At 62.5% G+C, this 26,158-nt stretch carries 21 protein-coding genes; 8 read left to right on the forward strand and 13 right to left on the reverse strand.

Annotation, left to right across the window (positions count from 1 at the left end; all coding sequences use genetic code 11):
• The first annotated feature begins 108 nt into the window (after window positions 1–108).
• The 4 genes from IPM16_04560 (at window position 109) to IPM16_04575 (ending at window position 10,358) form a co-directional block, all read left to right on the forward strand.
• Window positions 109–5,922 (forward strand): alpha amylase N-terminal ig-like domain-containing protein, encoded by a 5,814-nt coding sequence (locus IPM16_04560; GenBank protein MBK9122381.1) that lies wholly within the window; start codon window positions 109–111, stop codon window positions 5,920–5,922.
• 70 nt (window positions 5,923–5,992) lie between these two features.
• A complete protein-coding gene (gene coaBC / locus IPM16_04565; protein ID MBK9122382.1) occupies window positions 5,993–7,237 on the forward strand; it encodes a bifunctional phosphopantothenoylcysteine decarboxylase/phosphopantothenate--cysteine ligase CoaBC in 1,245 nt (414 codons plus the stop codon).
• A 5-nt stretch (window positions 7,238–7,242) separates the two neighbouring features.
• On the forward strand, window positions 7,243–9,567 hold the full coding sequence (locus tag IPM16_04570; GenBank protein ID MBK9122383.1) for a ComEC/Rec2 family competence protein: 2,325 nt from the start codon (window positions 7,243–7,245) through the stop codon (window positions 9,565–9,567).
• Complete coding sequence (locus IPM16_04575) at window positions 9,564–10,358, forward strand: metallophosphoesterase (GenBank protein MBK9122384.1); 795 nt, start codon at window positions 9,564–9,566, stop codon at window positions 10,356–10,358. Before IPM16_04570 ends, IPM16_04575 begins: the two co-directional genes overlap by 4 nt.
• Here IPM16_04575 and menC read toward each other — a convergent pair.
• Together menC and IPM16_04585 are read right to left on the reverse strand one after the other, a co-directional pair.
• Entirely contained in the window at window positions 10,343–11,488 is a 1,146-nt protein-coding gene (menC, locus tag IPM16_04580) for an o-succinylbenzoate synthase (protein MBK9122385.1), read from the reverse strand. The two genes, IPM16_04575 and menC, sit on opposite strands and share 16 nt — an antisense overlap.
• 15 nt (window positions 11,489–11,503) lie before the next feature.
• Window positions 11,504–12,391, reverse strand: coding sequence for an NAD(P)-dependent oxidoreductase (locus tag IPM16_04585; GenBank protein ID MBK9122386.1), 888 nt, complete (start codon window positions 12,389–12,391; stop codon window positions 11,504–11,506).
• 80 nt (window positions 12,392–12,471) lie between these two features.
• Between IPM16_04585 and IPM16_04590 the strand changes: the two genes are divergently transcribed.
• Window positions 12,472–13,284: a GNAT family N-acetyltransferase gene (locus IPM16_04590; GenBank protein ID MBK9122387.1), complete on the forward strand. Its 813-nt coding sequence runs from the start codon at window positions 12,472–12,474 to the stop codon at window positions 13,282–13,284.
• Here the strand turns inward: IPM16_04590 and IPM16_04595 are convergent.
• Complete coding sequence (locus tag IPM16_04595) at window positions 13,274–14,476, reverse strand: hypothetical protein (protein ID MBK9122388.1); 1,203 nt, start codon at window positions 14,474–14,476, stop codon at window positions 13,274–13,276. The genes IPM16_04590 and IPM16_04595 overlap by 11 nt on opposite strands.
• A 74-nt stretch (window positions 14,477–14,550) precedes the next feature.
• Between IPM16_04595 and IPM16_04600 the strand changes: the two genes are divergently transcribed.
• Window positions 14,551–15,468 carry a dihydrodipicolinate synthase family protein gene (locus tag IPM16_04600; protein MBK9122389.1) on the forward strand — a complete coding sequence of 306 codons (918 nt, stop codon included), beginning with the start codon at window positions 14,551–14,553 and terminating at the stop codon, window positions 15,466–15,468.
• Here IPM16_04600 and IPM16_04605 read toward each other — a convergent pair.
• The 6 genes from IPM16_04605 to IPM16_04630 form a co-directional block, all read right to left on the reverse strand.
• Window positions 15,425–16,285 (reverse strand): alpha/beta hydrolase, encoded by an 861-nt coding sequence (locus IPM16_04605; GenBank protein ID MBK9122390.1) that lies wholly within the window; start codon window positions 16,283–16,285, stop codon window positions 15,425–15,427. The two genes, IPM16_04600 and IPM16_04605, sit on opposite strands and share 44 nt — an antisense overlap.
• A gap of 64 nt (window positions 16,286–16,349) precedes the next feature.
• A complete protein-coding gene (locus IPM16_04610) occupies window positions 16,350–17,444 on the reverse strand; it encodes a glycerate kinase (protein ID MBK9122391.1) in 1,095 nt (364 codons plus the stop codon).
• Window positions 17,445–17,470: 26 nt separating this feature from the next.
• Window positions 17,471–17,986 (reverse strand): hypothetical protein, encoded by a 516-nt coding sequence (locus tag IPM16_04615; protein ID MBK9122392.1) that lies wholly within the window; start codon window positions 17,984–17,986, stop codon window positions 17,471–17,473.
• A gap of 62 nt (window positions 17,987–18,048) precedes the next feature.
• Window positions 18,049–18,657 (reverse strand): HAD family phosphatase, encoded by a 609-nt coding sequence (locus IPM16_04620; protein ID MBK9122393.1) that lies wholly within the window; start codon window positions 18,655–18,657, stop codon window positions 18,049–18,051.
• A gap of 133 nt (window positions 18,658–18,790) precedes the next feature.
• The gene (locus IPM16_04625) at window positions 18,791–19,009 is read right to left on the reverse strand and encodes a hypothetical protein (protein MBK9122394.1); all 219 of its coding nucleotides are present in this window, start codon (window positions 19,007–19,009) and stop codon (window positions 18,791–18,793) included.
• 92 nt (window positions 19,010–19,101) lie between these two features.
• Entirely contained in the window at window positions 19,102–19,317 is a 216-nt protein-coding gene (locus tag IPM16_04630; protein ID MBK9122395.1) for a hypothetical protein, read from the reverse strand.
• A 533-nt stretch (window positions 19,318–19,850) separates the two neighbouring features.
• On the opposite strand from IPM16_04630, the gene IPM16_04635 reads away from it, so the two are divergent.
• Window positions 19,851–20,828 carry a MoxR family ATPase gene (locus tag IPM16_04635; GenBank protein MBK9122396.1) on the forward strand — a complete coding sequence of 326 codons (978 nt, stop codon included), beginning with the start codon at window positions 19,851–19,853 and terminating at the stop codon, window positions 20,826–20,828.
• Here the strand turns inward: IPM16_04635 and IPM16_04640 are convergent.
• The 4 genes from IPM16_04640 to IPM16_04655 are packed head-to-tail and all read right to left on the reverse strand — an operon-like array spanning window position 20,825 to window position 24,817.
• The gene (locus tag IPM16_04640) at window positions 20,825–21,931 is read right to left on the reverse strand and encodes a glycosyltransferase family 9 protein (protein MBK9122397.1); all 1,107 of its coding nucleotides are present in this window, start codon (window positions 21,929–21,931) and stop codon (window positions 20,825–20,827) included. The genes IPM16_04635 and IPM16_04640 overlap by 4 nt on opposite strands.
• Window positions 21,932–21,941: 10 nt before the next feature.
• On the reverse strand, window positions 21,942–22,340 hold the full coding sequence (locus tag IPM16_04645) for a PPOX class F420-dependent oxidoreductase (protein MBK9122398.1): 399 nt from the start codon (window positions 22,338–22,340) through the stop codon (window positions 21,942–21,944).
• A gap of 20 nt (window positions 22,341–22,360) precedes the next feature.
• Complete coding sequence (locus IPM16_04650; GenBank protein ID MBK9122399.1) at window positions 22,361–23,464, reverse strand: LysM peptidoglycan-binding domain-containing protein; 1,104 nt, start codon at window positions 23,462–23,464, stop codon at window positions 22,361–22,363.
• Window positions 23,465–23,467: 3 nt separating this feature from the next.
• Complete coding sequence (locus tag IPM16_04655) at window positions 23,468–24,817, reverse strand: hypothetical protein (protein ID MBK9122400.1); 1,350 nt, start codon at window positions 24,815–24,817, stop codon at window positions 23,468–23,470.
• A gap of 128 nt (window positions 24,818–24,945) precedes the next feature.
• Between IPM16_04655 and IPM16_04660 the strand changes: the two genes are divergently transcribed.
• Window positions 24,946–26,094: a hypothetical protein gene (locus IPM16_04660; GenBank protein MBK9122401.1), complete on the forward strand. Its 1,149-nt coding sequence runs from the start codon at window positions 24,946–24,948 to the stop codon at window positions 26,092–26,094.
• Window positions 26,095–26,158: the final 64 nt, after the last annotated feature.

The raw sequence follows: 26,158 nt of genomic DNA on the forward strand, positions 1-26,158 counted from the left end.
GCGATTTGCCGAACCCTCACGTTGTGCCTACGATTCATGCGGCTATAATCCAACCTGACGCTGCCTTACGGTGGTTGTCGAATTTGTTTCTGGTTATGGAGCTCTCCGATGTTTAAGGGGTTTCAAATCTCGGCACGCGTCCAGTTCATGTTACTGGCTGTGTGTGCCTTCGTGTTATTGGTTCCCGGCGCTGTCCCAGTCGACGCCGCCGACTGCGGGCCGAACAATATTTGTTTCGTCGGCGTCTATCACGACAGCCGCGATCCACAGTATCGCACGCCGACCGGCGCCGCACCGATCAATGAGTCGGTCACGCTGCGTCTTGAAACCGTTGCAAACGATGTGCAATGGGTCGACCTGCGCGTATACAACACGCAGAACGCCAGCGAAACGTTCACGCCGATGTCGAAAGTCGCATCGTTCGACGATCGCGACTTCTGGGAGGTCGAGATCGCGACCGGCGGCGAGCCGAACATCCTATACTACTGGTTCCGCTTGACGGACGGTTCCGACGTCGACTACTACGAGGACGACCGCGAGAATTCCGCCTACAACCAGACGCTGTGGGGCGGCCCGGGTACGATGCAGGACAACTCGAGCGACGCGAGCTGGGCACTGACGGTCTACGACCCGTCGTTCACGACCCCCGATTGGGTCAAGAACGGGATCATGTACCAGATCTTCCCCGACCGTTTCCGCGACGGCGACCCGTCGAACAACAACCTTGCGGGTGAGTTCTTCTATAACGAGGCAGGCGGAACGATCGTACGATCGGGAACGGTCGACTGGAACACGGTCGTCTGCGACCCACGCGACCCCACGCTGACCGGCAACAACTGCACGGGTTCGTGGAGCCGTAACTTCTACGGCGGCGACCTTGCCGGGATCACCGAACAACTGGATTACCTGCAAGGATTGGGCGTCTCGGTGATTTACATGACGCCCGTGTTCGAGTCGCCGTCGAACCACAAGTACGACGCACGCGACTACAGCATCGTCGACGACAACTTCGGTGGCGACGCCGCGCTGGCGACCCTGATCACGGAAGCGCATAGCCGAGGTATGTACGTCGTGTTGGACGGCGTGTTCAACCATGTGTCTTCCGACAGCCCGTATTTCGACCGATACGCGCGCTACCCAACGGTAGGCGCATGCGAAGACGTCGCCAGTCCGTACGTCGATATGTTCGACTTCTTCCCCTATGCGGGAACGCCACCGGCCCCATGCAGCGACAATCGCGACTACAACAAGTGGTTCGGGTTCGACAGCTTGGCGGTGCTCGACAGCGCCGGCGCGTTCGCGCGCGACGCAGTGTGGGATAACGGTATCGTCCACCCGTCCGGCAAGAATGTCGCGGTCGGGCCGTATTGGGTCGCACAGGGCGCAGATGGCTGGCGGCTCGACGTCGCAAACGACGTCGACCCGGAGGGCATGTTCGGCGCGAACGATTACTGGGAGAACTTTCGCGACGCCATCAAGGCAGCCAATCCGAACGCCTATATCGTCGGCGAGTTCTGGGGCTTGGGAACGAGCTGGATCTCCGGTGGGGTTGCCGACAGGTATGTGCCGGCAGGCAGCAATCCGGGCGAGTGGGACGCCAACATGAACTATCAGCAGTTCTCGGCGCTGCTCAGCCTGTGGCGTGATACGCCGCTGACCGAGAACGACTTCAACAGCGGCTCGCTGCCCGGTGCAGTAGTCCCGATGGGCATGGCCGACTTTGTCGAGCGATACTTGAATCTCAAAGAGCGCTATGCGCCTGAGGCGTTCTACGCGCTAATGAATCTGAACGGCTCGCACGACACCAACCGCGTGCTGTTCTTGCTTGACGAAGGCATCCCCGCCACGCCTGCCGAGCTTGATCAATACCCAATCGATCCCGCACACTATCTGAGCGGGGCCGGTGTAGACGCGATCAACCGGCTCAAGGGGTTGTCGCTGATGCAGTACACGCTCCCCGGTGCGCCGCAGATCTACTATGGCACCGAGGTCGGGCTCGTTCAGCCGACGACGTACGCTGGCGGCAAGTGGGAAGACGATCCGTACAACCGTGTGCCGTTCCCGTGGCAGGACGCGAATCACACGGGGACGCCGTACTTTGACCACTTGCAGGTGGGCAGTCCGGTTCGCGCGGATCTGACCGCGTACTTCACACAACTTGGCAGCATCCGTAACAGCGTCGAGGCACTCCGCACCGGCGACGTGATCTTCCTGCTGAATGATGACGGAGCCAAGACGCTCGGCTATCTGCGCATCAACGATGCCAAGACGAGTGCGGCTGTCGTCCTCGTCAACCGTGACTCGACGGCCAAAGCGCTGACGGTAGACGTCTCCGGCTACCTGCCCGAAGGCGCGACGTTCGAGGACGCGCTAAGCCTCGCAACCGCCACCGTTACCGGCGGCGAACTCACGCTGACGGTTCCGGCCAACGGCGGAGCGATACTGCTGCCGCAGGTGCCCCTCAGCGGCGAACCCGGTGTGCCGACCGGGTTGAGCGCGACGCCGGTCAGCGGGACGCAGGTTGACTTGGCGTGGACGGCGTCGCCCGGTGCGGCGTCCTATCGCGTGTTACGCAGCTACGTCAGCGGCGGCGGCTATGTCGAGGTTGGCACCACAGCCAGCACAACCTACCCGGACACCACTGTGTCGCCGGGAACCAAGTACTTCTACGTGGTGGTCGCGATCGATGCAGGCGGTGTGGATAGCGATCACTCGAACGAGGCGAGCGCGACGCCGTTCTTCGACCTGTCTGGCGCGTATCTCAACGTTCAGTGGCCCCCGCTGCTCAACTACACGTTAAACACCGAGACGACAACGGACACCGTGTACGGCCAGTACTACATCGGTGGCGTGACGGACACGAACCCGGATTGCGTGCCCGGCGTGATCGCACAGCTTGGCTTCGGCACTGGCGATCCGATCACCGATGACTGGACGTGGTCGCCGATGGCGCCAAACGCCCCAACGTGTGCTGGGAGCAACGACGAAGTGCAGGGCACGATGAAGCCCAATGCCGTCGGGACGTTCGGCTATACGACCCGCTACAGCAGCGATGCCGGCGCGACGTGGTACTTCGCCGAGGATTTTCCGGGTGGAAGCCCGGACTGTCCAGTCGTCAATCATGGCGCTTCCGACGATACGCCGGTCGCCGTCTGTACGCTGAACGTCGCGGCGGGAGCAGATGTCACCGATCCGACCCCACCGACGCTGGTCAAGGACCACGACACCGTTGGCGAGGTTGGGCTGTCGTGGTCGGGTGCCACCGACGAAACCGCGATTGGCCTCTACCGCATTTACCGGAGCGGAGACGGCGGCGGGTCGTACCAGCAGATCGCCGAAGTCGATGATGCCGTGTCCTCCTACGAAGACACCACTGTCGCTGCAGCGCAAAGCTATCTGTACTATGTGACCGCTGTCGATACCAGCTACAACGAGTCGACGCCGTCCAATACGGTCGATGCGACGGCCGAAAACACGCCGGTTACAATCGTCATCAACGTGCAGGTGCCGGCGTTCACCCCGGCGGGCAGTGTCGTGCAGGCCATCGGCAGCATCGCGCCGCTCACCAACTGGGGCGCCGGTCTGGATATGGCGTCTGTCGGGGCGAATGAGTGGGAAGTCGAGATCGTCGTCCCTGAGGCGACGAGTTTCGAGTACAAGCACCGCCGTGACGCCTCGTGGGACAAGGTCGAGAAAGAGCCTAACGGCTACGATGAGTCGCCCAACCGGCAGTACACGGTTGGATACTACGAAGACGGCGATGTCGAACCCGGCAAGTACCAGATCAACGGCACGGTCGACAACTGGCGCGACGTGTTGGTCACCGGCGTCGTACCCGCCGACGGCGCAACCGACGTGGCGCGCAGCGCGGCGGTCGACGTGACGTTCAACAAGACCGTTGCGCCGTCGGCTCAGTACACCGTGACCGACGAAGGCGCGTCGTCAGTCCCCGGCGGATTCGTGCGGAGCGTCGATGAACTCAGCGTAACTTTCACGCCAGATGACGATCTTTGCCCGAGCGAAACCTATACCGTGGACGTTGCGGGCGTCTCGGCGGCTGGTGACGGCTTCCAGTTCACGCCGTTCCAGTCGACATTTACCACTGAAGCCGCGGCCTCACCGGTCGCTGTCACGTTCCGCACGACGGTCCCGACGTTCACACCTGTGGGCAGTACAGTGTATCTATCAGGCAACACGCCGCTGCTTGGTGACAACGTGATCGCCTCGGCAGCGGCCATGACGTACAACGGGATCGATGGCGTGTGGGAAGTCACGGTGAACTTGACCGAGTGTGACGAGGTCACCGTGTTCCACAGCCGCGGCTCGGCTGGGACAATCGAAACGGACGGCCCGACCGGGTTCGACCCGGCACTGCATGTGGTAACAGTCGTGGATGACGGCAGCGGCACACAGGTTGTCGATTTGACGGTGGAGAATTGGGAGGACGTGATCGTCACCGATGTATCGCCGGCGGACGACGCGGCGCAAGTGCCGGTGGATACGACGGTTGTCGTCACGCTCAACAAAAACATCGAAACTCTCTCGACCTTCGCAGTGGTCGATCAGTTTACCGACGCGGTTGCCGGGGCGTTCAGCTACAACCCGGTGGCGAGACAGCTTACGTTTACACCCGATGCCGACCTTGCCTTTGAGGTCGAATTCACGGTGACCGTGAGCGGGTTGGTCGCCGTCGACGGGGCCGTGCAGGTCGTCCCCAGCGTCACGACGTTCATCACCACCCCCAAGACCGTCGCAGTGACTTGGGCGCTGACCGTGCCGACTTTCACGCCTCCGGGCAGCACGATCTACATCTATGGCGATGTTCCAGAGCTGGGCAGTGGGTCGCTCAACACCGTGGCGATGACCCAGACCGGGCCGTCTACGTACGAGTTTGCCGCCAGCTTCCTCGAAGGCACGTCGATCAACTACGGTTTCTCGCGCGGGTCCGCAAACACCGAAGCCACCGCGGCGGACGGCGAAACGTCGTCCGGTGGAACAGTCGTGGTCGAGGCGGAGACCGGATTCGAGCAGACGGTGGATGTCACGGCTGGAAACTGGCGCGATCCGATCGTGCTCGACTTCAGCCCCGCCGATCTGTCGACCGGGAACGGAGTTACGACTCCGATCAGCGTGTTGTTCAGCAAGCCGATCGGTGCGGCCTCGACGTTTACGGTCGAAAACTCGGACGCCGGCGCGGAGACGGGTACGTTTGGGGTCGACGGACCCGGCACGACCGTGACGTTTACGCCGACGGTCGACTATCGCTACGCCGATACGATCACAGTGACGGTGGCCGGGATTGCCGGGGCAGCGACCGGCACACAGGAGGGGAGTGTCAGCTTCTCCTTCAAGACGGACTTCCTCGAACTGCTGGCTAATGCCGATTTCGAGGCGGATCCGCCCACCAAGCTGCTCGATCCTTGGACGATCAAGAACCCCACCGGCGACAAGCTGAAGTGTAATAGCACCGGCCCGCGTGCCGTGCCGACGACCAGTGGACTTTGTGCGTTCCTGTTCAAAGGTAGAGCAGCGGAGAACGCCAAGCTGCAGCAGACTGTCGACCTCAGCGGGATCACGTTCGTCGTCGGCGATCAGTTGATCTTCTCGACATACGTTGACAACGCGACCGGCATCATCATGTTCGCGAAGCTGAAGGTGAAATACGTCGGTGGCTCGAAGTCGACCGAGGCACTGGTGCTGGTGCCGACGGTCGGCTATCAACGGGTCACGGCGCCGGCTATCACGATCGCGAGCGCCGACGTCGAGACCGTCAAAGTGACGTTCAACCACAAAGCGACGAACGGCAAGACCTACATCGACGACGCGAGCGTCGCGCTCAGGCAAGGCAACGCACGGCGTGCGGGTGCGTCGAGCGACGTGCTGCCGGCGCCGAACGCGCCCGACGCGTGGCGCAGCAACTAGCGATTAGGTAGACTGACCGGGCAGGCATCGTAAGGTGTCTGCCCGGTCGTTTCTCACGAGGTCGATAACCATGTCTGGTCCGGCGGTGCTGCACGAACGCAGGATCGTGCTTGGCGTTTCCGGTAGTATTGCGGCGTACAAGAGCGTCGATCTGGCCAGCAAGCTCACGCAGATGGGCGCGCTGGTGGACACGGTAATGACCGACGCCGCCCAGCAGTTTGTGACTCCGCTGGCGTTCCAGTCGGTCACCGGGCGGCCGGTCTATACGAGCATGTGGCACGCCGACATGTCCGGCGGTCTGCCGACGCACGTGGCACATGTCGCCCTCGGCGAGAGCGCCGACGCCCTTATCATCGCGCCCGCTACAGCCAACACGATCGCCAAACTCGCGGCGGGCCTTGCCGACGACCTGCTCTCGGTCACGGCGCTGGCCTCGCGCGCGCCGCTGTTGATCGCCCCAGCCATGGACGGCGGTATGTACATGCACGACGCTGTACAGGCGAACATGCGCGTGCTTGCGGAGCGTGGGGCGTGGATCGTCGAGCCGGAGACCGGGCGATTCGCGTCCGGTTTGGTTGGCAAGGGCCGGCTGCCAGAGACCCCGACGCTGATCGGACATATCCGCCGGTTGCTGGGAAGGACGGGTCCGCTGGTGGGCCGCAACGTGGTCGTGACGGCGGGCGGCACGCGCGAACCGATCGACCCGGTGCGGTACGTGTCGAATCGGTCGAGCGGCAAGCAAGGCTATGCGTTAGCGCAGGCGGCGCTTGATGCAGGCGCAAGCGTTACGCTTGTCAGTACGGTCGACCTACCTGCGCCCTCAGGCGCCGTGCTGGTTTCGGTGTCAAGCGCACAGCAAATGCTTGAGGCTGTCCTCGACCATGCGTCGACAGCGGATGTGCTCATCATGGCGGCCGCCGTCGCCGACTACCGGCCGAAGGTCGTTGAGGCTGAGAAGATCAAGAAGGTCGACGGGACTTCTGGCTTATCGCTCGACATGGAGCAGACGCAGGACATTCTCGTGGAAGTCCATCGTAGGCGGGAGTCGAGCAAAGCACCGAAGGTCGTCGTCGGGTTCGCGGCCGAGAGCCAGGATCTGCTCGCCAACGCGAAGTCGAAACTCGCACGCAAGGGGCTTGACCTGATCGTCGCGAATGACATCACCGCCAGCGACGCCGGCTTCTCGGTGGATACCAACCGCGTGACGCTGCTGTCGGCGGATGGTGAGGTGCGCCCGCTTGCGCTGATGAGCAAGTCCGAGGTTGCAGACGAAGTTGTCGCATGGGCGGCTCACCGCCTGTCCTCAGTTGACTAGGTCTCATGCTGCTCGCTTACGTGGCGCTTGCGTGGCTGGCTGGAGTGTGGGCAGCATCGCAGTTCGGCGCACTGACAACGACGTTTTGGCTGTTGATCTGCGCGGGTGGCGTGCTGGCGTGCTGGGTTAATCGGCACGTTCGTGACTGGCGCTTGCTATTTGCCCTCGTCGCTGTGATTGCGTTGGGCGCGGCGCGCATGTCGCTTGAGCCGCGCAGCAGTGATATTGCCGCCTACAATGGCCTCGGCGGTGTGCAGATTGAGGGTACCGTGATCGAACCGCCGGACCGCCGCGATGCGTCCACGCGTCTGCGAGTCCAGACGCAGACTGTGAATTCAACCGGTGTCCCCGCGCCAACGTCCGGAATTGTGCTGGTCGACGCACCCAGCCAGACCCGTGCTGCGTACGGTGATCTGGTGCGCGTGTCGGGAAGGCTGCGTGCGCCGCAGGAATTCGACCGCTTTGACTACGCGGACTTTCTCGGCCGGCAAGGCGTGTTCTCGCTGATGGATCGCGTTTCCGAGGTCGAGGTCGTAACCAGCGGCGGCGGTTCGCCAATTGTACGGGCAGTTGCCGGCCTACGCGAAAGTATCGGCGCGCTGTTCACATCGCTGCTACCCGAGCCGCACGCCGGAATTCTCACCGCCGTTGTGACCGGAAACGAGCAGTATGTCGCGCCTTCTACCCGCGATGCTTACGCCGCTTCAGGCCTGTCTCACTTGCTTGCGGTAAGCGGCTTCAACATGACGCTCGTCGCGGGCTTCGCGCTGGCGTGGATTCGCAGAGCGCAGCGTCCCCTTCTGCCAGTGCTCCTCGGCCTGATGGCGCTGCTCGTTTACCTTGCGCTGGTCGGCTTTGCGGCGTCGGCCGCGCGGGCCGCGTTGATGGCGGCGCTGGTGCTGATCGGCCATGCGCTGCGACGGCAGTCCAACCTCGTCGTATCGCTTGGTTTTGCCGCAATCGTCCTGACCGCTTTGACCCCGGGGGCGGTGTTCGATGTCGGCTTCCAGCTAAGTTTTGCGGCGATGTTGGGCATCGCCGTGCTTCAGCCCCGTCTTGATCGAGCGCTTGAGCCATTCACGCTGCCGGAACGGCCGGCCACGCTGACTCTGACCGTCGTTCGGGGGTTCGCTGCCGCCGGCACGGTGACGATCTCGGCGTCTGCGCTGACGCTGCCCATTTCAGCGTCCGTGTTTGGCACATTTCCCGCCGCGACGTTGCTCACGAACATGCTGGTCGTGCCGCTGCAGTCCGTAATCCTGTTCGGGGGATTCGTGTTGATCGCCGCCGGTGCAGTGCCGATGCTTGGAACACTCGTGGCGAGCGCACTGCTCGTCCCGCTAGCGTGGATGACGACCGTTGCCGAACGCTCCGCCGCAGCGCAGACCAGCCTTGAGGTCAGCGTGCATCCAGTGATCCCGCTGACGCTCGTCGGCGCGGCGGTCACGACATCGCTGATCACGGCGACACGTCCCGCTTGGTTCGACCGTCTGCGCGACCGCCGCGTGCTCTTGTCCGGACTGGCGGCGTTGGGCGTTGTGCTTGGTCTGACGGGCGCTGTGATTTCGGGCCAGCCTGACGGGAAGCTGCACGTGTGGGTGCTGGATGTTGGACACAGCCACGGCGTGTTCATCCAATCACCCAGTGGCGCGCAGGTACTGGTGGACGGCGGGCGCTACCCGAGCCGATTGCTCACGGCGCTCGGGCAGCGGATGGCATTCTACGACCGGCACATCGACGCAGTAATCGTGACACACCCCGACCCGTTCGACATCGCCGCGCTGCCCGCCGTGCTTCGCCGCTACGAGGTCGACCACGTCTTGTATCACGGGCAGTTCAATGCGGGGGCTGAATTGGCGGAGATCGCGGCGCTACACCCGCTGCAGACCATCGAGGCCGGGCGGACAATCGACTTGGGTGACGGCGCGTACATTGAGGTCTTGCACCCCGATACCGTGCCGGATGCGGACGACGGCATCGCCGACGTTGCCGTGGTGCTGCGCGTGACTTACGGCGACATGTCGTTTCTGCTGCCGTCTGACGCCAACGCCGCAGCCCAGCGCGATCTGCTTGCGGCCGGGGAGTGGCCGCTGGCAACCGTTATGCTCCTGCCGATGCACGGCGGGGCGCGCGGGTTGGACTCGGATTTTCTCGATGCCGTGCAACCGCGCGTTACGGCGCTTCAGTCCGATCGCGCGAACGTATTGGGTGATCCTGACCCGGATGTGTTACGGTTGCTGCCCGACGTGCCGTTGTTCCGCACCGATCTGCAAGGCACGTTACACTTCTATACGGATGGAACTGAACTCTACGTCGAAACGGAGCGATGACCGTGCTGCCGCTAGTGACCTTCGCGCATATCAGTGATACACATCTCACCGGCAAGGATCATCCCGATTACCAGGCGCGTCCAAATCCGCACGAGACGGCCCGCACCGTGTTCGAGCAGATCAATACGCTGCCCGTAACGGTCGACTTCGTGCTGCACACCGGTGACGTCGGCCATGATCCAAAGCGCGAATCGGACTACATGACGGCGCGATCGACCATGAACCTGTTGCAGCCGCCGGTACACATCATCGCAGGCAACCACGACCGATCGAAGTGGCTGTACCGTACGTTAAACGGTCGCGTGCCGGACACGTATCACTATGCGTTCGAGGTCAACGGTGTGTATTTCGCGTGTCTGGATAGCAGCATCACGCATCAGGCCAACGGGCGTTTGGGCGACGCGCAGTTGACGTGGCTCGAAAGCATCATTGCGCTGCCCACCGATCAGCCGCTGGTGGTCGCCGTGCATCACCATCCCATCGCGCTCGGATCGCAGCCGATGGACGCGATCGGGCTGAACGACGGCGAGGCGCTGCACCGAATTCTGCGGGGCGCGCGGAAACGTGTGCGCTGCGTGCTGTTCGGTCACATCCACGAGGACGTGACCATCATGCGCGACGGTATTCTGTACGCCAGCGCACGCAGCACGTGGTATCAGACGCGCACGTGGCACCGTCAGAAGGACTTCACGCGCGACCCGGTTCAGGTTCCGGGCTATAGCCTCGTGTCGATCATGCCCAATGGCGATACGATCATTCGAGCCTACCGCGTGCCTTATCCGACCGGATAGGGATTCAGCGCAGCCCATCGCTCCGCCGACTCCCGTACGCGATCCTCGATGACGTCGACGCCGATGCCAGGGCCGGTCGGAACGGTGATGGTGCTGTCCGGGTTGAGCACAAACGGCGGCTCGGTGATGTCTTCGGTGAAGTAGCGATCGGTTGCCGAGATATCGCACGGTAGTGTAACGGCCGGAAGCGAAGCCAGCGCGACGTTGCCTGCGCGTCCGATCCCGCACTCCAGCATCCCGCCGATCCAAAGCGCGACACCGTGCTCGGCGCAAAGCGAGTAGATGGCGAGGCTCTCGGTGTACCCGCCGACGCGCGCCGGCTTGAGATTGAGAATCTTGAGCGCGCCGACCTTGAACGCCAACCGCAGATCCCCCACCGACTTCACGCTTTCGTCGAGGCAAATCGGCGTCTTGAGCGCGGCCTGCAGAATGCCGTGGTCGTGGATGTCGTCATGCGACAACGGTTGTTCGATCATCAGCAGATTGAACGCATCCAGCTTCTTGAGGTGGTCGGTATCGGCCAACGTGTAGGCGCTGTTGGCGTCCAGCATGAGTAGGATGTCCGGGTACTCCTCGCGCACTGCCGCCGCGACCCGCACGTCCCAGCCCGGCTTGATCTTCAGTTTGATGCGCGCGTAGCCCTGTGTTACGCGCTTGCGGACGATCGCCAACTGCTGATCGAGCGAGTCCATGATGCCGATGCTGACGCCGACCGTTGCACGCTCGCGGCTCGCGTGTTGATCCCCGAGCGTTTGCGTGAACAGGTCGACAAGCCGCATATCGTTGACTTTCGCGAACGCGTCCCATACCGCGGCCTCAAGCCCGGCCTTGGCGTGTGCATTTCCCCGTACGGGATGCAGCAGTGACGGCACGTGAGTCGGATGCTCGATACGCCGTCCGACTACTAGCGGGACCAGAAAATGGCGCAGGATGTGCATACCGGTCGCTACGGTTTCCGAGCCGTAACCGGGGTTGATTTCGACCGATGCTTCGCCCCAGCCCGTGACGCCCTCGTTGGTGCGCAGTTCGACAAGAACGCCGGCCTTGAAAGGCTCTTCGCCAAACGACGTGACAAACGGCTCGACGAACGGGATGTGCAGCGGGTAGAGGCGAACTTCCGAAACCGTAATGGCGCGCACGACGACCTATCCTTCGATGACGATACCGGCGAGTTGTTCGACAGCGCGAGCGAGCGCATGATTGCCTTCCTCGCCAAGCCCCTGTCGCTGAAGCACGTTATACATCCCGTGGCACATCGACGTAAGCGTGAGGGGCAGGCCAAGCTCGTCGGCGGCCTCCAGCACCAGACGCAGGTCCTTCTGCTGTAAGTCGATGGTGAAACCGGGCCGGAAGTCGCGCTTGATGACCTGCGGCCCGCGGTTATTCAGCATCCAGCTTCCACCTGCGCCGCCCCCGACCGCCTGCAGCGTGCGTTCGAGATCAAGCCCGGAGGCTTTTGCCAGCAGCAGCGCCTCGCTGGCCGCCAGCATGTTCGCCACACACAGAATCTGGTTGACGAGCTTGGTCGACTGCCCGCTGCCGGTCGGCCCGACATGCGTGATCGTCTTACCGATCGCATTCAGCACAGGTAGGGCGCGGTCGAACGAGGCGGCGTCTCCGCCGACCATGACACTGAGCGTTCCGCGTTCCGCGCCTTCGCTTCCGCCTGATACCGGCGCGTCCAGCATGGCAATCCCGCGCTCCGCCAGCTTCGCCGCGAACTCCCTCGTGGCATTCGGGCTGATGGTGCTTGAGTCGATCACAAGTGCGCCGGATGCCGCGCCATGCACAACACCGTCCTCGCCGAACAGGACGTGCTCGACGTCCGGCGTGTCGCTGACGCAGACGAGGACGATGTCGCTGCGGCGCGCGACGTCTGCCGGCGACTCAGCGGGCGACGCGCCAGCCTCGACCAGCGGCGTCATCCGTGCTGCGGTGCGGTTCCAGACGGTCGTCGGGAATCCTGCCTTGAGGATATTCGCAGCCATGCCGCGGCCCATGATCCCTAGCCCGATCACGCCAACTCGTTCCATGGGTCTGCTCCTTGATCGTGTAGAATGCTGACGTTCTAGCTTACCAGCCACTCGACATGTGTCGCTACACCGGGACGGGTATGAACGACCAAATCGTCTATCGAATCTTGACTGAAAACGCCGACCTCGAGCAAGCGTCACACCTCGAGGCGGTGATTTGGGGATGGGATGTGCAGTTCGCGTCGCCCACCAACGTCATGCGTGTGTCGGCGCTCAAGGGCGGCCTCGTGCTGTGTGCCTACGACCGGGGCGCGATGATCGGCATGTCGTGGGCATTCCCGGCGTTTACCGATGGTCAGTGGGTGCTTTGGTCGCATGTCGCCGGCGTGCTGCCCAATTACCGGGGGCAGGGGATCGGCGCGGGGATCAAGTGGGCGCAGCGGAAGTGGGCGCTTGAGCACGGATACCGCGAGATTCGCTGGACGTTCGACCCGATGCAGGCCGGGAACGCGAACTTCAACCTGCGCGTGCTCGGTGTTTCGATCAACAAGTATCTGGTCAACATGTACGGGACGTATGACGACGCGCTGAATCCGGGCCTGCCGACCGATCGTTTCGAGGCGCGCTGGGAGCTCGCGTCGGAACGCGTCGGGCAAGCGGAGCAGGGGAGGCTTCCGGTCGTCGATACGCTTCCGGATACCATGCTCGTGCGCGCCGAAGGCGACGGGATTGTCACACGGATGACCAGTTCACAGCCGTCGGCCTGTGTCGAGATTCCGGCCTCGTTCTCGACGCTCGGCAGGGAGAATCGCGGCCTTGCCGAACGCTGGCAGGCGGCTCTGCGAACGCAGCTTACCGACGCGTTCGAGCGCGGCTTCGTCATCGAGAATTTCGTGCGGCGTGACGGTCGGTGCTGGTACGTACTGAAGCGACGGGCGTTGTCTAGCTTGTGATCGAGTCGACCGCGGCCCGCAGCGCACGCCGCAGCTCACCAATGTCCGCGGGCACGCCGCCGCCCTGAGCCATCGCGGGCGATCCGCCGCCGCGTCCGCCCAACACACCGAGCGCCGTGTCAAGTACGGTGCGAGCATCGACCGGACAACCATCAGATACCGACACCAGCACGTTTGACCTTTCGCCGGGAACGCCGAGGATTGCGACGACTCCGGGCTGTTCGGTCAGCAGCTTGGCGAGCTGACGCAGGTCGGCAGCGCTATAGGATTCATTGGCGAATGCGACGACGCGGTGTTCGCTGCGGATTTCGGCGGACGACAGCAACGTTGCGGCTTTGTACTTCAGCAGTTCGCTGGCAAACGCGTTGCGCTGGCGCTGCTGGATTTTGAGGTCGTCTTGAAGGCGCGTCACGCTGTCGATCAACTCCGGTAGGCCGGTGCTCAACTGACCTGCCAGCGCCTGCGTAATGTCAAGGCGCTGACCGTAATCCTCGAGCGCTCGCTGTCCGCAGCGGAACTCGATGCGCGTTTTGCCCGCCTTGCGATCTGCGCGGATGACCTTGATTAGCCCGACCTGACCGGAGTTGGCAACGTGTGTCCCGCCGCAGGCCGTGTGATCGAAATCGCCGATGCTGATCACGCGCAGCGTGTCGCCAGTCACGTGATCTGGGATGCGACGAATCCGTACTCCTTCAAGCTCACTGCGCGGGATTTCACGCGCGATCACCGGAAGCCCGCCGAACACGACTTCGTTGGCAAGGCGCTCCGCCGCCGAAATGTGTTCGGCGCTCACGGTGCTGTCGAGGTCGATCGTCACGGTATCGGGGCTGAGGTGGAAGCCGACGGTCGCGGCGTCCGCCATCGTCACGAACGCCTGTGTCAGGACGTGCTGACCGGTATGCTGCTGCATGTGGTCGAAGCGCCGCGTCCAGTCGATCTCAGCATGGGCTGCGCCCGCTTGCAGGGCGCTGTCCAGCACGTGGATGACGGCCATGTCGTGCGGGCGCGTGAATACATCCAATACCGGAACGCCATTGATCGTCCCGGTATCGTTCGGCTGTCCACCGCCAGTCGGATAGAAGAAGGTGGCATCGAGGATAACGGCGGGGCGGCCTTCATACGCAAGAGCTTCAACGATTGATGCCTCGAATCGAGTGACGAATGAGTCGGTCAGATAATGTCGTTGGGTCATCAACGGTTTTGCGTCTTTGCCGCGCGGTACAATTCGGATGAGGCACGCATTGTAGCACGAACGGGAACTCGGACATGGCGCAGCAGTTCAGCGGTGTAATCTGCGCGGCGGTGACGCCGATGCGCGGCCTGATCATCGACCACGAAGCGTTTGCCATGCATTTGCAGACATTGGCGATGGAAGGCTGCCACGGTGTGCTCGTTACTGGGACAACAGGGGAGGGACCGTCCATCGGCCTCTCGGAGCGCCCGCAGCTCGTCAAGACGGCGGTGTCTGCGGCGAACGGGATGAAAGTGCTGGCGGGAACCGGATGCAGCAGTCTGACTGATACGATTGCCGCGAACCGAGATGCCTTCGACAACGGGGCCGACGCCGTCGTGATCGTGCCGCCGTTTTATTTTCGACGTGCGTCGGTCGATGGATTGTTCAACTACTACGTCGCCGTGATCGAGCAGTCGGTACCGGCCGACCGGTCCGTGATGCTGTACCACATTCCGCCTGTGTCAGGCGTGCCGATCACCGTACCTCTAGCGCAGCGTCTCTATGATCGTTTCGGTGATCGCATCAGCGGCGTGAAGGACAGCGGCGGCGACATGGCCTATACGAGCGCTCTGCTCGAAACCGTGCCGGGGCTTCCGGTATTTGTCGGTTCGGAACGCGTGCTGCTGGAAGGGCTGATGCTGGGCGCTGCCGGGTGCATCACCGCTGGCGCGAACTCGGCCGGCGCTGCGTGCGTGCGCGTCTACGACGCGTGGCGCAGCGGCAGTGAATCGGCCGGCGATCTGCAGTCCACGTTGAACGAATTGCGCGATGTAATGGAGTCGTATCCGCCCGGGCCAGCGGCGTACAAGGCGCTGCTGCGCCTGCGTTACGGCGGTGCAAGCTGGGACGTGCGGCCCCCGCTCGAGAACCACGGCCCGGATTCGGTCGACGCGATGATGGAACGCATCACGGCGCTCGATCTCGACCTTCTGCCGTGGATTGCGGGGTGACGCCACCACCAAGCAGGAAGCGTATCGCATCCGGAAACCGGCGTGCCCAACTTTCTTCGTTGTGTTCGCCGTGTTTGTCGCGTACGAGCATGAGCCGTGATTCGGGGATGCCGCGCCCGCGCAGCCGATCGTAGACCCCTTGAACGGCATCATTCATGCCATTGACGTACTTGCTGAAGCGACGCGGCAGCTCTTTTCCGCCGATATCGAGATACAGTCTCCCCACGTTCAGCGGCGCACGTCCGGCATGTTCCAAGGCCGCCCCGCGCGCGATCCACAGCGCGGGGCTCATGGCGGCTCCAAGGCCGAACACCTGCGGATACGCCAGCCACGCGTACAGCGATATCAGTCCGCCCATTGACGACCCCGCTATCGCGGTCGAATCGGACCCCGGCAGCGTACGAAACTCGGCGTCGATCATCGGCTTCAGCGTGTTGCAGATGAAACGGACATAGTCATCGCCGCGTGCCGCGCCGAATCGCGTCGACGTATACGGGTTGTATTCGGTAATGCGGGCGTCTCCGATGTTCGGGATGGCAACGACGGCGGCTTCCAGTCCCTCGTCATGCAATTCCTCGAACGTTTCGTCGACGTGCCACTCACCGGCAAAGCTGCTGACAGCGTCGAATACGTTCTGCCCGTCCTGCATGTAGATCACCGGATAGCGGCGAGACGACGATGCGTAGGACGGGGGAAGATAGACGAAGATGTCGCGCGCGTTGTCAAGCTGCGAACTGTAAACGTCAGGGCAAACGAGCACCGTACCGCTAACGGTGTGCTCGGCACGGCCTGACGCGTAAGGCGACCATGTCGGCATAGCGATACTCCTAGACACGCTGTGAGCATACGTCACAACGGGAAAATTCAGCGTAAAGCGATGGTTATGAGATGGCGCGTGCCAGCGCGATTGTACATCCCACCCGGAAAGCGGCGGTTTCGAGTAGGGTAGGGCCGTGGTTGAGCGCCTCGGACAGCGTAATGATGCGGTCGACAATGGGAAAGGCGGCGGCGATGCCTGCGTCACGGAGGGCGGCTGGATTCGCGGTCACCGATCCGGCGAACGCGAGCGTCGGCACACCGAACCCCTGCGCGCGCCGCGCAACGCCAATCGGCCCTTTGCCGCGCAAGCTTTGATCATCGAGGCGGCCCTCGCCCGTGATGACAAGGCGGTGACTCTGTACACGCTGGTCGAATTGCGCATAGTCAAGCAGCAGATCGACGCCAGACACCAGTTTGGCATTGGCGAACGCGAGTAGTCCGCCCGCGAGCGCGCCGGCGGCGCCTGCCCCCGGCTCGTGTGTGACATCACGTCCGGTCACCGACGTGGCAAGCGAGAACCAACGCGATAGGGCTGCGTCGAGCGATTCGACAAGCTGCGCGTCTGCGCCTTTTTGCGGGCCAAACACCACAGCGGCACCCTCAGGCCCCGTCGCAGGGTTGTCGACATCGGTCGCCACGATCACCTCGACGTTGGGCAAGCGCGGGTCAAGCCCGGTCGTGTCGATTTGGGCCGCGTTATGCAGCGAGATTCCGCCTGAACCAATCTCCGCCCCATCGGCCTGAGCGACACTCAAGCCCAGCGCCATCAAGCAGCCTGCGCCGCCGTCGGTTGTTGCGCTGCCGCCCACGCCGACGATCAGTCTGCTCACGCCCGCATCGAGCGCAGCGCGGATGAGTTCACCGGTGCCATGGGTCGAAGCGCGTCCTGCGTCAAGCTGATCCACCAGCTCCAAGCCTGAGGCGAGCGCCATTTCGATCACGGCTGTGCGGCCGTCCGGCAGCAGGGCGAAATCCGCATCGACCGGCGCTCCAAGCGGGCCGGTCACGCGGCGGGTCTCGCGTCTGCCGCCGTGGACGAGAAACGCATCAACCGTGCCGTTGCCGCCATCGGCAATCGGAAGCAGGTCTACCGCGTCGTCGAGGGGCGAAGCACGCAGTCCACGCGCGATCGCGTCCGCCGCGGCGACGGCGGACATGCTGTGTTTGAACGCTCCGGGTGCGACTAGAATCGCGCGCCGCCTCCCTCGGGGGTGCTCAAGCAGCCAATGCACAGGTTCGGGCAGGTCTGCTGCTTTAGCGCCCAGAACAGGAAGAAGTAGATGCCACCGACGATGCCCGTTACGATCGCGGGCCACATCGCAGGCGGAGTCTTCCCACCCCGAGCGCGCACCATACCGGCCACGAGCAGCGGGAAGGCGAACATCGATACGTTCAGCGCGAGTGTTTCGAGGTTGCAGTTGGCGGTGATGCCAAGTTTGCCAATAAGGGCGGACAGGATCACGCCGACCATGATGAGCGATGGGACAAGCTGTTTGTCGGGCACAAGCAGCATCGTGATGAAAGCGATGCCGAAGATGCCGTACAGCAATAAGTCAAGCAGCAAGTCGACACCGGGCCGCGGTGCAAGCGCCCGCAAGATCGCCTGCGGATCGACCGTGAGCTGGGCATACACCGGTGTGACAAAAATGAACAGCGTACAAACAAGAGACAAGCCGAGCAGCGTCTTGCGGCCCATCATGACCCCCCACGGCGGAAATCGTCACTGCGCCTACTATACCGCCTAAGCTGTTTTGGCACTAGTTAAGGGTCAGCGGCGAGGTACTGGGCGAGGGCGTCCTCTAAACGCAGCCCGGGCATGTACAGCACGGCGTTCATGCTGATTGCCCGTGCGCCGTCCACGTTGACCGGCATGTCGTCAATGAATACTGTGCGCGCCGGCACGACGTCCAGCATGTCAATCATGTAGCGATACGCGTCTGGGTCCGGCTTCATGTGGCCGATCTCGGCCGAGATCACAATGGGATCGAACAGGCGGGCAAGGTCAAGGCGGTCCAGTTTGTCCCGCAGAGCTGCGCTGTCGTTGCTCAGAAGCGCAACACGCCGGCCAAGCGCGCGCTGCCGCTCGATTAACCCGACGACATCGTCGGCAATCGTGTCTGCGCTGAAGTAGTCGGCTTCCAGTCGCGCAAGCTGATCGCGATCGAGCTTGAGCTGACGGGCGACGAAGTCCCAATGCTCCTGATGCGTAATGCGCCCGAGCTGTGCTTGCCGCCACGATTCGCTTCCGTGAACGATCGACTCCACGGTTCCCAACCTTCGGCCCAATGAGCGATCCCATGCGTGACGCGGCGCGTGAGTCTGTGTCTGGACGATCACGCCGCCAAAGTCGAATACGAGAACGAATCGCATGTTTCTTGAGACTCCGAACATCTCTTTGTCACGCCGCATTGTACCCGATGGATTTGCCTAGAATCGCAGCAGGAGCAAGGTCACCTTGCTCCTGCTGCGTACTGGGGAGGTGGGCATCAGGCCCTCTGGGGATCTAGGCCTGATTCGTCTGAAGTTCGTAGGACTTGGTCTCGCCCGTTTCGTGCGGGGCGAGCCGCTTGCCGAGACTGGTGAGGCCGCGGCCGAGCGCCATCAGGACTGGACTCCGGCGGCTATCGGTCAACTGGCCGTCTCGACTGGACCGCGCGGCCTTGAGCAGCTGCTCTTGGCGTTGTTTCGCGAGCGTTATGTTGAGGTTCAGTGTGTCGTACATGGTCGGGCTCCCTGTTTGTGTGTGTTCTGTTGCTCGTGTGATATCTCTTGTACGCATGCTTCTGCATGCGGGTTGCAGTCACTTGGCGGTCATTACGATGCCAGTTGCCGATACTCCTCTGCGCCGCGCTCGTTCTGCTGCGGCTCGGCTTCGAGCCAAGCACCGAGGCGGAGTAATGCGCTGCCGAGATCGCGGCGAAGGTCCGGCGTGCGGTTGCCTTCAGCGGCACGGGCAAGTCGATACTGCTCTGCACGGTGTCGCATGCGTTCTTCCCGCTCGCGCAGAAGTTCGTAGTCGTAGCGTGTCATGGTGAGCCTCCTCGACTCGATCGGGCCGGTGTGGATCGGCCGTTCAACTACTGATACGTATGGCGCCGCAAGATCGTTCAAAACTGTCCGATTCGTTTGGCGCTGGCGTGTCTCGTGTTGTGAGGAGTGCTGGGGACGGCCGGCAGACGAGGGCTCTGCACAGCCGGGGTTACAAGGGGCTGGTTAGCAGAGGTTGTCCGCGGAGTGGCCGATGACCTGCGCTCCGAAGGCGAATTCCAGTTTGCCAATGGCGTTGCATGTAATCATTACGATTGACCCTCCTTCCATGTCGCACGTTATCGCGTGAACATCACTTGTACGACATGACACACAGTAGCACGACCTGTCGTGGCCTGTCAACAACCATCGTGACCCTAAAAGTGGGTGATGGTCTGTGCCACGCCACTAGCGTACAAGAGAATCGCGGCTGAGGCTCACCGGAATCCAATATATGTCCCCACAAATGCGGGGTATCATTGGGCCGTGTCGCGATTAGACGTTGTAGCAAGGACAGCATCATGGCGCAGGCCCCAATGACGATCGAGGAATTCAGCCAGACCGCACGCGGAATAGAGTCGGAAGTTCGGCGTGTGATCGTGGGCCAAGAGGACGTGATTCGCAGCGTCCTGATCTGCGTGCTTGCTGGGCGCCATGCCCTGCTTGAAGGCGTACCGGGTTTGGGCAAGACCCAGCTTATCCGGACCCTTGCCGACGTTCTCGACCTCAAATTCTCGCGCATCCAGTTCACACCGGACCTAATGCCGGCCGACATCGTCGGCACCGAAATCGTCGAGGACGACGAGGCGGGACGCAAAATCTTCCGCTTCCGCGAGGGGCCGGTGTTCGCCAACTTGCTGCTGGCCGATGAGATCAACCGCGCATCGCCCAAGACTCAATCCGCACTGCTGGAAGTCATGCAGGAGCAGACGGTGACCGTGGCAGGGCGGGTTTACCGCCTTGAGTCTCCCTTCTTCGTCATGGCCACCCAGAATCCGCTCGAAATGGAAGGGACCTATCCGCTTCCGGAGGCGCAGCTCGACCGATTCCTGTTCAAGATCGACGTGAAATACCCGACTGTCGATCAGCTCATCGGTATTTTGGAGCGCACAACGACTAGCAGCCACCCGCAGGTTCAGCGGGCAGCAGACGGCAAAGCCATCGTCAAGATGGGCATGCTTGGGCTGGATACCCCGATTGCCAGCCACATCAACCGTTTCGTAGCCCAGATTATCGTCGCGTCTCATCCAGATCATCCTGACGCGCCCGAGCTTGTCCGGCGCTACGTGCGCTACGGCGCCAGTCCGCGCGGCGCGCAGGCGCTAATCATCGGCGCGAAACTCAACGCATTGTTGGAAGGCCGGTTCAACGTCGCCTACGAGGATGTCAAAGCCGTTGCCGTGCCGGCGCTGCGCCACCGCGTGCTGCTCAATTTCGAGGGATTGTCGGAAGGTGTTACGCCGGACGAGATCGTGCGCGAGTTGTTCGGCGCGGTTGAAAAGGCTGCCGTCTAGCCAACGTTCAGACCGAAGTGCTTGAGCACAGCAGCGAGCACAGCGTCGGGGTCAACGCCGTCGCGCGCCCAGTCGAACGCGACATGTTCACGCCCACCCACGCCGGAAGCCGCTACCTGAACCGGGCGCCATACGGCGATGCCGGCGGGGTTATGCGGGCCGTACCGCGCCGGAGAGGTCGGTCCCATGATCATGACGGTCGGAACGTTCGCGGCCGCGGCAGCGTGGGTTAGGCCGGTGTCGAATCCGATGTATCCGACGCCCAGTGAGGCGAAAGCCAAGAGTTCGAGCTGAGTAAGCTTACCCACCGATTGCGGTACCGCCGCATCGAGATGGGATTGCACTGCGTAAGCCGCGTCAGAGTCACCCGGGCCGGCAACCAGCATCACTTCGAGACCGGCAGCGCGCAGCCCCTCGATAACCCGCGCTATCCGTTCTGGGGGGTAGCGTTTCGATGCCATCGACATGCCGGGATTGTTCCCGCCAGACGCGTTGACTACAACGTACCGACCTGATAGGCCGGACGCGGTGAACTCGGTGCGTGCGCGCTCCAACGCGGAAGCCGGGATGTCGATATGCGTCGTAGCATCGCCGACAGGCAGCCCAAGGGCCCGAATGGCATCGAGATAGATGTCTGCTTCGATTCGCTCTTCGGTCGGGTCGATACGCGCCCGAACGTTGTAGCCGAAGCCCCGGCCGTCGCTGTCGAGCCCGGCGCGGACCGGGATGCCGGTCAACCACAGCGAGAGGCTGGCGCGCGGGGAGCGCACCAGCGAAACGGCGAGATCGTAGCGCCCGCGCCGCAGCGCCCGCACGAACTTCAGCAGGGCGCTCGGGGTGGCGCCGGGCACAGCCCATGGGCCGATGTCGATCAATGCATCGAGCATGGACTGCTGTTCAAGGACGGCGCGCGACCACGACCCGACGGCCCACCCGATGTGTGCATCGGGGTAAGCACGGCGCAGCGCGACCAGCACAGCCGTCCCATTGACGACATCGCCGATGCAGCACGGCAGCACGATCACGATGCGGCTCGGGGCGGCACGCTCCGTGGGCGGCCGGGACGACAGCAGCCGGCCCAAGATCGCATACAGCCACGTCACGATGCGCCGCCTACCCGTCGTAAATGACCTTCACGGGCCGGATCTTGTAGATGACGCGCACTTCGGTCGCGCGCCGCTTGTGATCCGAGCCGAAGAAGTCGGGCCGTCCGAAGTAACGGTCGGAGAGGTAGTTGATGTGTTCGAGTCCGCCTTCTTCGGTCACTTCCGCGACTTCGCCGCGCACCTCAAGGTAGCGGTATGGATCGTCGGGATCGACGAACAGGACCGTCACTTTAGGACGCGCTGTCATGTTCTTGTCTTTTGCCCTGCCACGCGCGGTGTTGATCCAGATGTACTCACCGTCCCAACTGAACCAGACCGGGTTGGCCTGCGGTTGATAGTCTGGCATCAGCGTGACCAACGTCACCACAATCGGGCGCTCCAGCAAGTCTCTGGCGGCTTCGGGTATTTCGACGGACACATCGGCTCCTATCGTCGTTGCCAGCGGAATGAACGCGACGGCATCACGCCGCCGATGACGCTGTAGCTCTCGCCACTGCCGCGTACCACCACCACGCGCCAGTCGACATCGTGCTGGACGCCATCGGGGGGGATCAGTTCAGGCGGCAACCTGAGCGAGGTATTGCGGGTCACCTGCGTGTACTGCAGGCCCGCAGTTCGATCGGTAAACTCGATATAGTAGTACTCGTCGTCTGCCAAGACACCGACACTGACCCACTCGAGCGTGATCGGGCCGGAGACGATCGATCCGTTTGGCGGATACACGGTGATCGGCGCGTTGTAGGTTGGCGTCGGGGTCGGCGTCTCGTTGCCCGACGGCGTGGGCGACAGCGTCGGGGTCGCGGTCGGCAGCGGCACGTTGACGCATTGCCCGATGTTGATGCGAACAACGCAGTCCGGCCCACCGCTGCGATTATTGAAGTCGCACCCGCGGAAGATAATCTCGGGGTTGAGGTTCGCCAGCACCTCGAGCTGAGTGTTGTACAGGGAAGCGATTTCCAGAATGGTCTGGCCTTCTTCAACCCGATGACACGAGATCTCGGTGTTGGGCGAGATGGGCTGCTGTACCTGCACGCCCCGCGTTCCCATCATGCTGACGGTGGCTTCATATCCAGGCGGGGTGGGCGTTGGCGTGCGCCGCGGGATGAGGATCTCCTGCCCTACCGGTAGATTGTCGGCACTCGGGATGTTGGGGTTGAGCGCGAGCACATCGGGAATCACGCGGCCATCGGTGTAGCCGAAGCGCTCGATGACTCCAAACAGCGTGTCGCCCGATTGGACGACGTATGTGTATGGCCCCGGCGTCGGCGTGGCCGTATCGGTCGGGGTTGATGGGAGCGGCGTGGCCGATGGAGTTGCCGAAGCCAGCCGTATGGGACCGACTGTCGGCGGGCTAGTGGGTGAGATGGACGCTGTAGCCGTTGGTCCGTCGGACGTCGGCGACGCGGTCGGCGTGCTGATCGACTCTACCGTGGGCGTTGGCTGCTGCGGCGTGAAATTGCACGCTGCTAGCACGAGCACGAGCGATATACCGATCACAATCAGTTGGGACTGAACACGTAGAAATCGCATAGCCTATTCCTCTCCGCGCCCTTCCCACGTAAACGCGCGGATGGCGGTTGCGCTGCGTGCCGAGTCCGGGTCGCCGTGCTCGGCGATCGAGACCGACCACGCATATTCAAATTGACGCGCTTGGGGTCCCTGCCACTCGAGCGGGACGACCAAGAATAGATCGGTCGTCTCGGCGAGGTACAGCAGGCCCTGCGTAAGGGACTGCACCTCGACCAAGTACACTTCGCCCGGCGCGAGCGCGCCGGTTGCCGCCCACCGCAGCGTTACGACCTCGTCACGGCGAAAATACGCGCGCGCATCCGGGCTGATTAGGCTCGGAGCGTTGAAGGTGGCGGTGGCGGTCGGTGTCGGGGTTTCACTCCCTGATGGCGTGGGCGACAGAGTCGGCGTTGGTGTCGGGGCGGGCACGCGGATAATCTCGCCCTCGCGAAGCGCGACCGAACAGGTCGGCCCGCCAAACGTTTGACCCATTTCGCACTGCGAGAACGTCAGCTGCGGGTTGAGCAAGTCGAGCGCGTTGATCTCGGTCTCGAACTGCGCGATGATCGAGACGATGGTATCGCCTGCCCGCACCTGATAGTTCTGCACGCCCGGCGGGTTGGTCGGCGTTGGACGGAAGAACGGGTCAAACTCCTGTGTCTGTCGGATCTCTTCCTCCGACAGCGCGCTCGGGTCGGCAGAAGATAACTCGATCGAGGTCGTTTGTGCACCGCTCTGTGCTTCGGGGATTGCGGCCGGATCGTCGGTCGGGGTTGGGTACGGCACAATAATCTGTTGACCCGGGCGCAAATCGTTCTCGTCGTTCAGGTTATTGAGCGTCACAACGAGTGGGATCACGTCAAGGCTGCGGTGCCCGCAGCGTGACACGATCGCGATCATCCCATCCCCCGACTGGACGTTCTGGATGCATGGCTCCGGTGTCGGGGTCAAAGTGATCGTCGGGCTCGGGCTCGGCGAGACCGTTGGGCTTGCTGTCGGAACGCCTTCGGTTACAGTCGCCAAGACGACCGTGGGGCGCGCCGTCGGGGACTCGTTCGATTCGACAACCGCTGGCGAAGTAGGCTCGGGCTGGAGCAGCGGTGCGGCGACGATCACAGACGCACCAACGACCACAATCAGCAGTAGTAGGGCGATTCCGGTCATGTATGCGCGTGCCTTGCTGCGCAAACTGTCTTCGATGAGGTCGGTTTCGCCGTAGCGAAAGTCGTACTCCGTCGAGCGATTGGTAGGGGAGGGCTGCTGGCCGACTTCCACGTCGACAGCTTCGAGCGAAGCACCACAGTTGTAGCAGCTCGTGGCCTTGCCAGAGTTTACCGATTCGCAGATCGGGCAGCGCTTGCTCGCCTTGCTCAACCTCGATTCCTTCCACGCACAACGCGCCGTCATTATAAGGGCGCGCCGCGGTCGGTGCGAGGGAATCATCGTGGCAGGCGATGTCACGTAGGGATAGAATCGGGTGTTTACGCAACCGAGGGCAAGTCATGTCTGATTCTGTACAGATCCGCAAGGTCGAGACCAAGGCGGATCACAAGGTCTTTCTCGAATTCCCGTGGCGGATCTACCGCGCTGACCCGAACTGGGTGCCGCCGCTGCTTTCAATGCGCCGCGACGTGGTGTCGAAGGAGAAAAACGCCGCGTGGGAGTACATGGAAGGCGACTACTTCATTGCGTGGCGGGGCGATGAGCCCGTCGGCACGATCGCGGCGTTCATCAACCGGCGACACAACGAACATTGGGGGACGAACGTCGGCTTCTTCGGAGCCTTCGAAGCGATCGATGACGAATCTGTCGCCCACGCCCTGCTGCAAACGGCATGCGATTGGGTGAAGGCCAAAGGGTTTCCGTCAATCATCGGCCCGCAGACATTCACCACCCACGAAGAAGTTGGACTGCTCATCGATGGCTTTGAACAACCGCTCCTGCTGATGAGCTACCACCATCCGTACTATCAACGGCTGATCGAGAGCTTCGGCTTCGTCAAGTCGATGGACATGAACAGCTTCTACTACGATTGGGACATGGTGGCAGATGAGGGCACCGAGGAGCGTCTCGGCAAAATCGTCGAGTGGCGTATGAAGAAGGGCAATATCACAGTTCGCCCCTCCGACCCGCGCCAGCGCCGTGCGGACTTCGAGATTATCAAGCAGCTTTACAACGACGCGTGGGACAGCAACTGGGGCTTCGTACCGCTGACTCCGCGCGAGCTTGATGCCATGGTCGAAAGCCTCGGTCTCGTCTTCAACCCGGACTGGACGTACTTCGCGTTCATCGAAGGGAAACCTGTCGGCCTGATCATGTCCGTCGGTGACTTCAATCAGGTGCTAAAGCATGTTCGGCCCCGCCCCGGCATTCCCGAACCGATTTCACTGATCGGGGCGCTCTGGCACTGGAAAATCCGGCCCAAGATCACCCGTGTCCGAGTTCCACTTCTCGGGGTCGTGCCCGAGCACCGTAACAAGGGTGTCGATCTCGTGCTGGTCTATCATCTGATGAAGGCGCTGCGAAATACGGGGATACAAGCGGCGGACTGCGGATGGATTCTCGAGACCAATCAGGACATGGCAGGCACGCTGCGCGGGCTGGGTATGCCCACCTACCGGACGTACCGCATCTATCAAAGAGAACTCTAGGCCACCAGCGTTCAGTGGCTGGACAGTATCTTTCGTTTCACAACGCTACGGCTGGGCTGTAGGG

The sequence above is a fragment of the Candidatus Flexicrinis affinis genome (assembly GCA_016716525.1).
Taxonomy (GTDB): domain Bacteria; phylum Chloroflexota; class Anaerolineae; order Aggregatilineales; family Phototrophicaceae; genus Flexicrinis; species Flexicrinis affinis.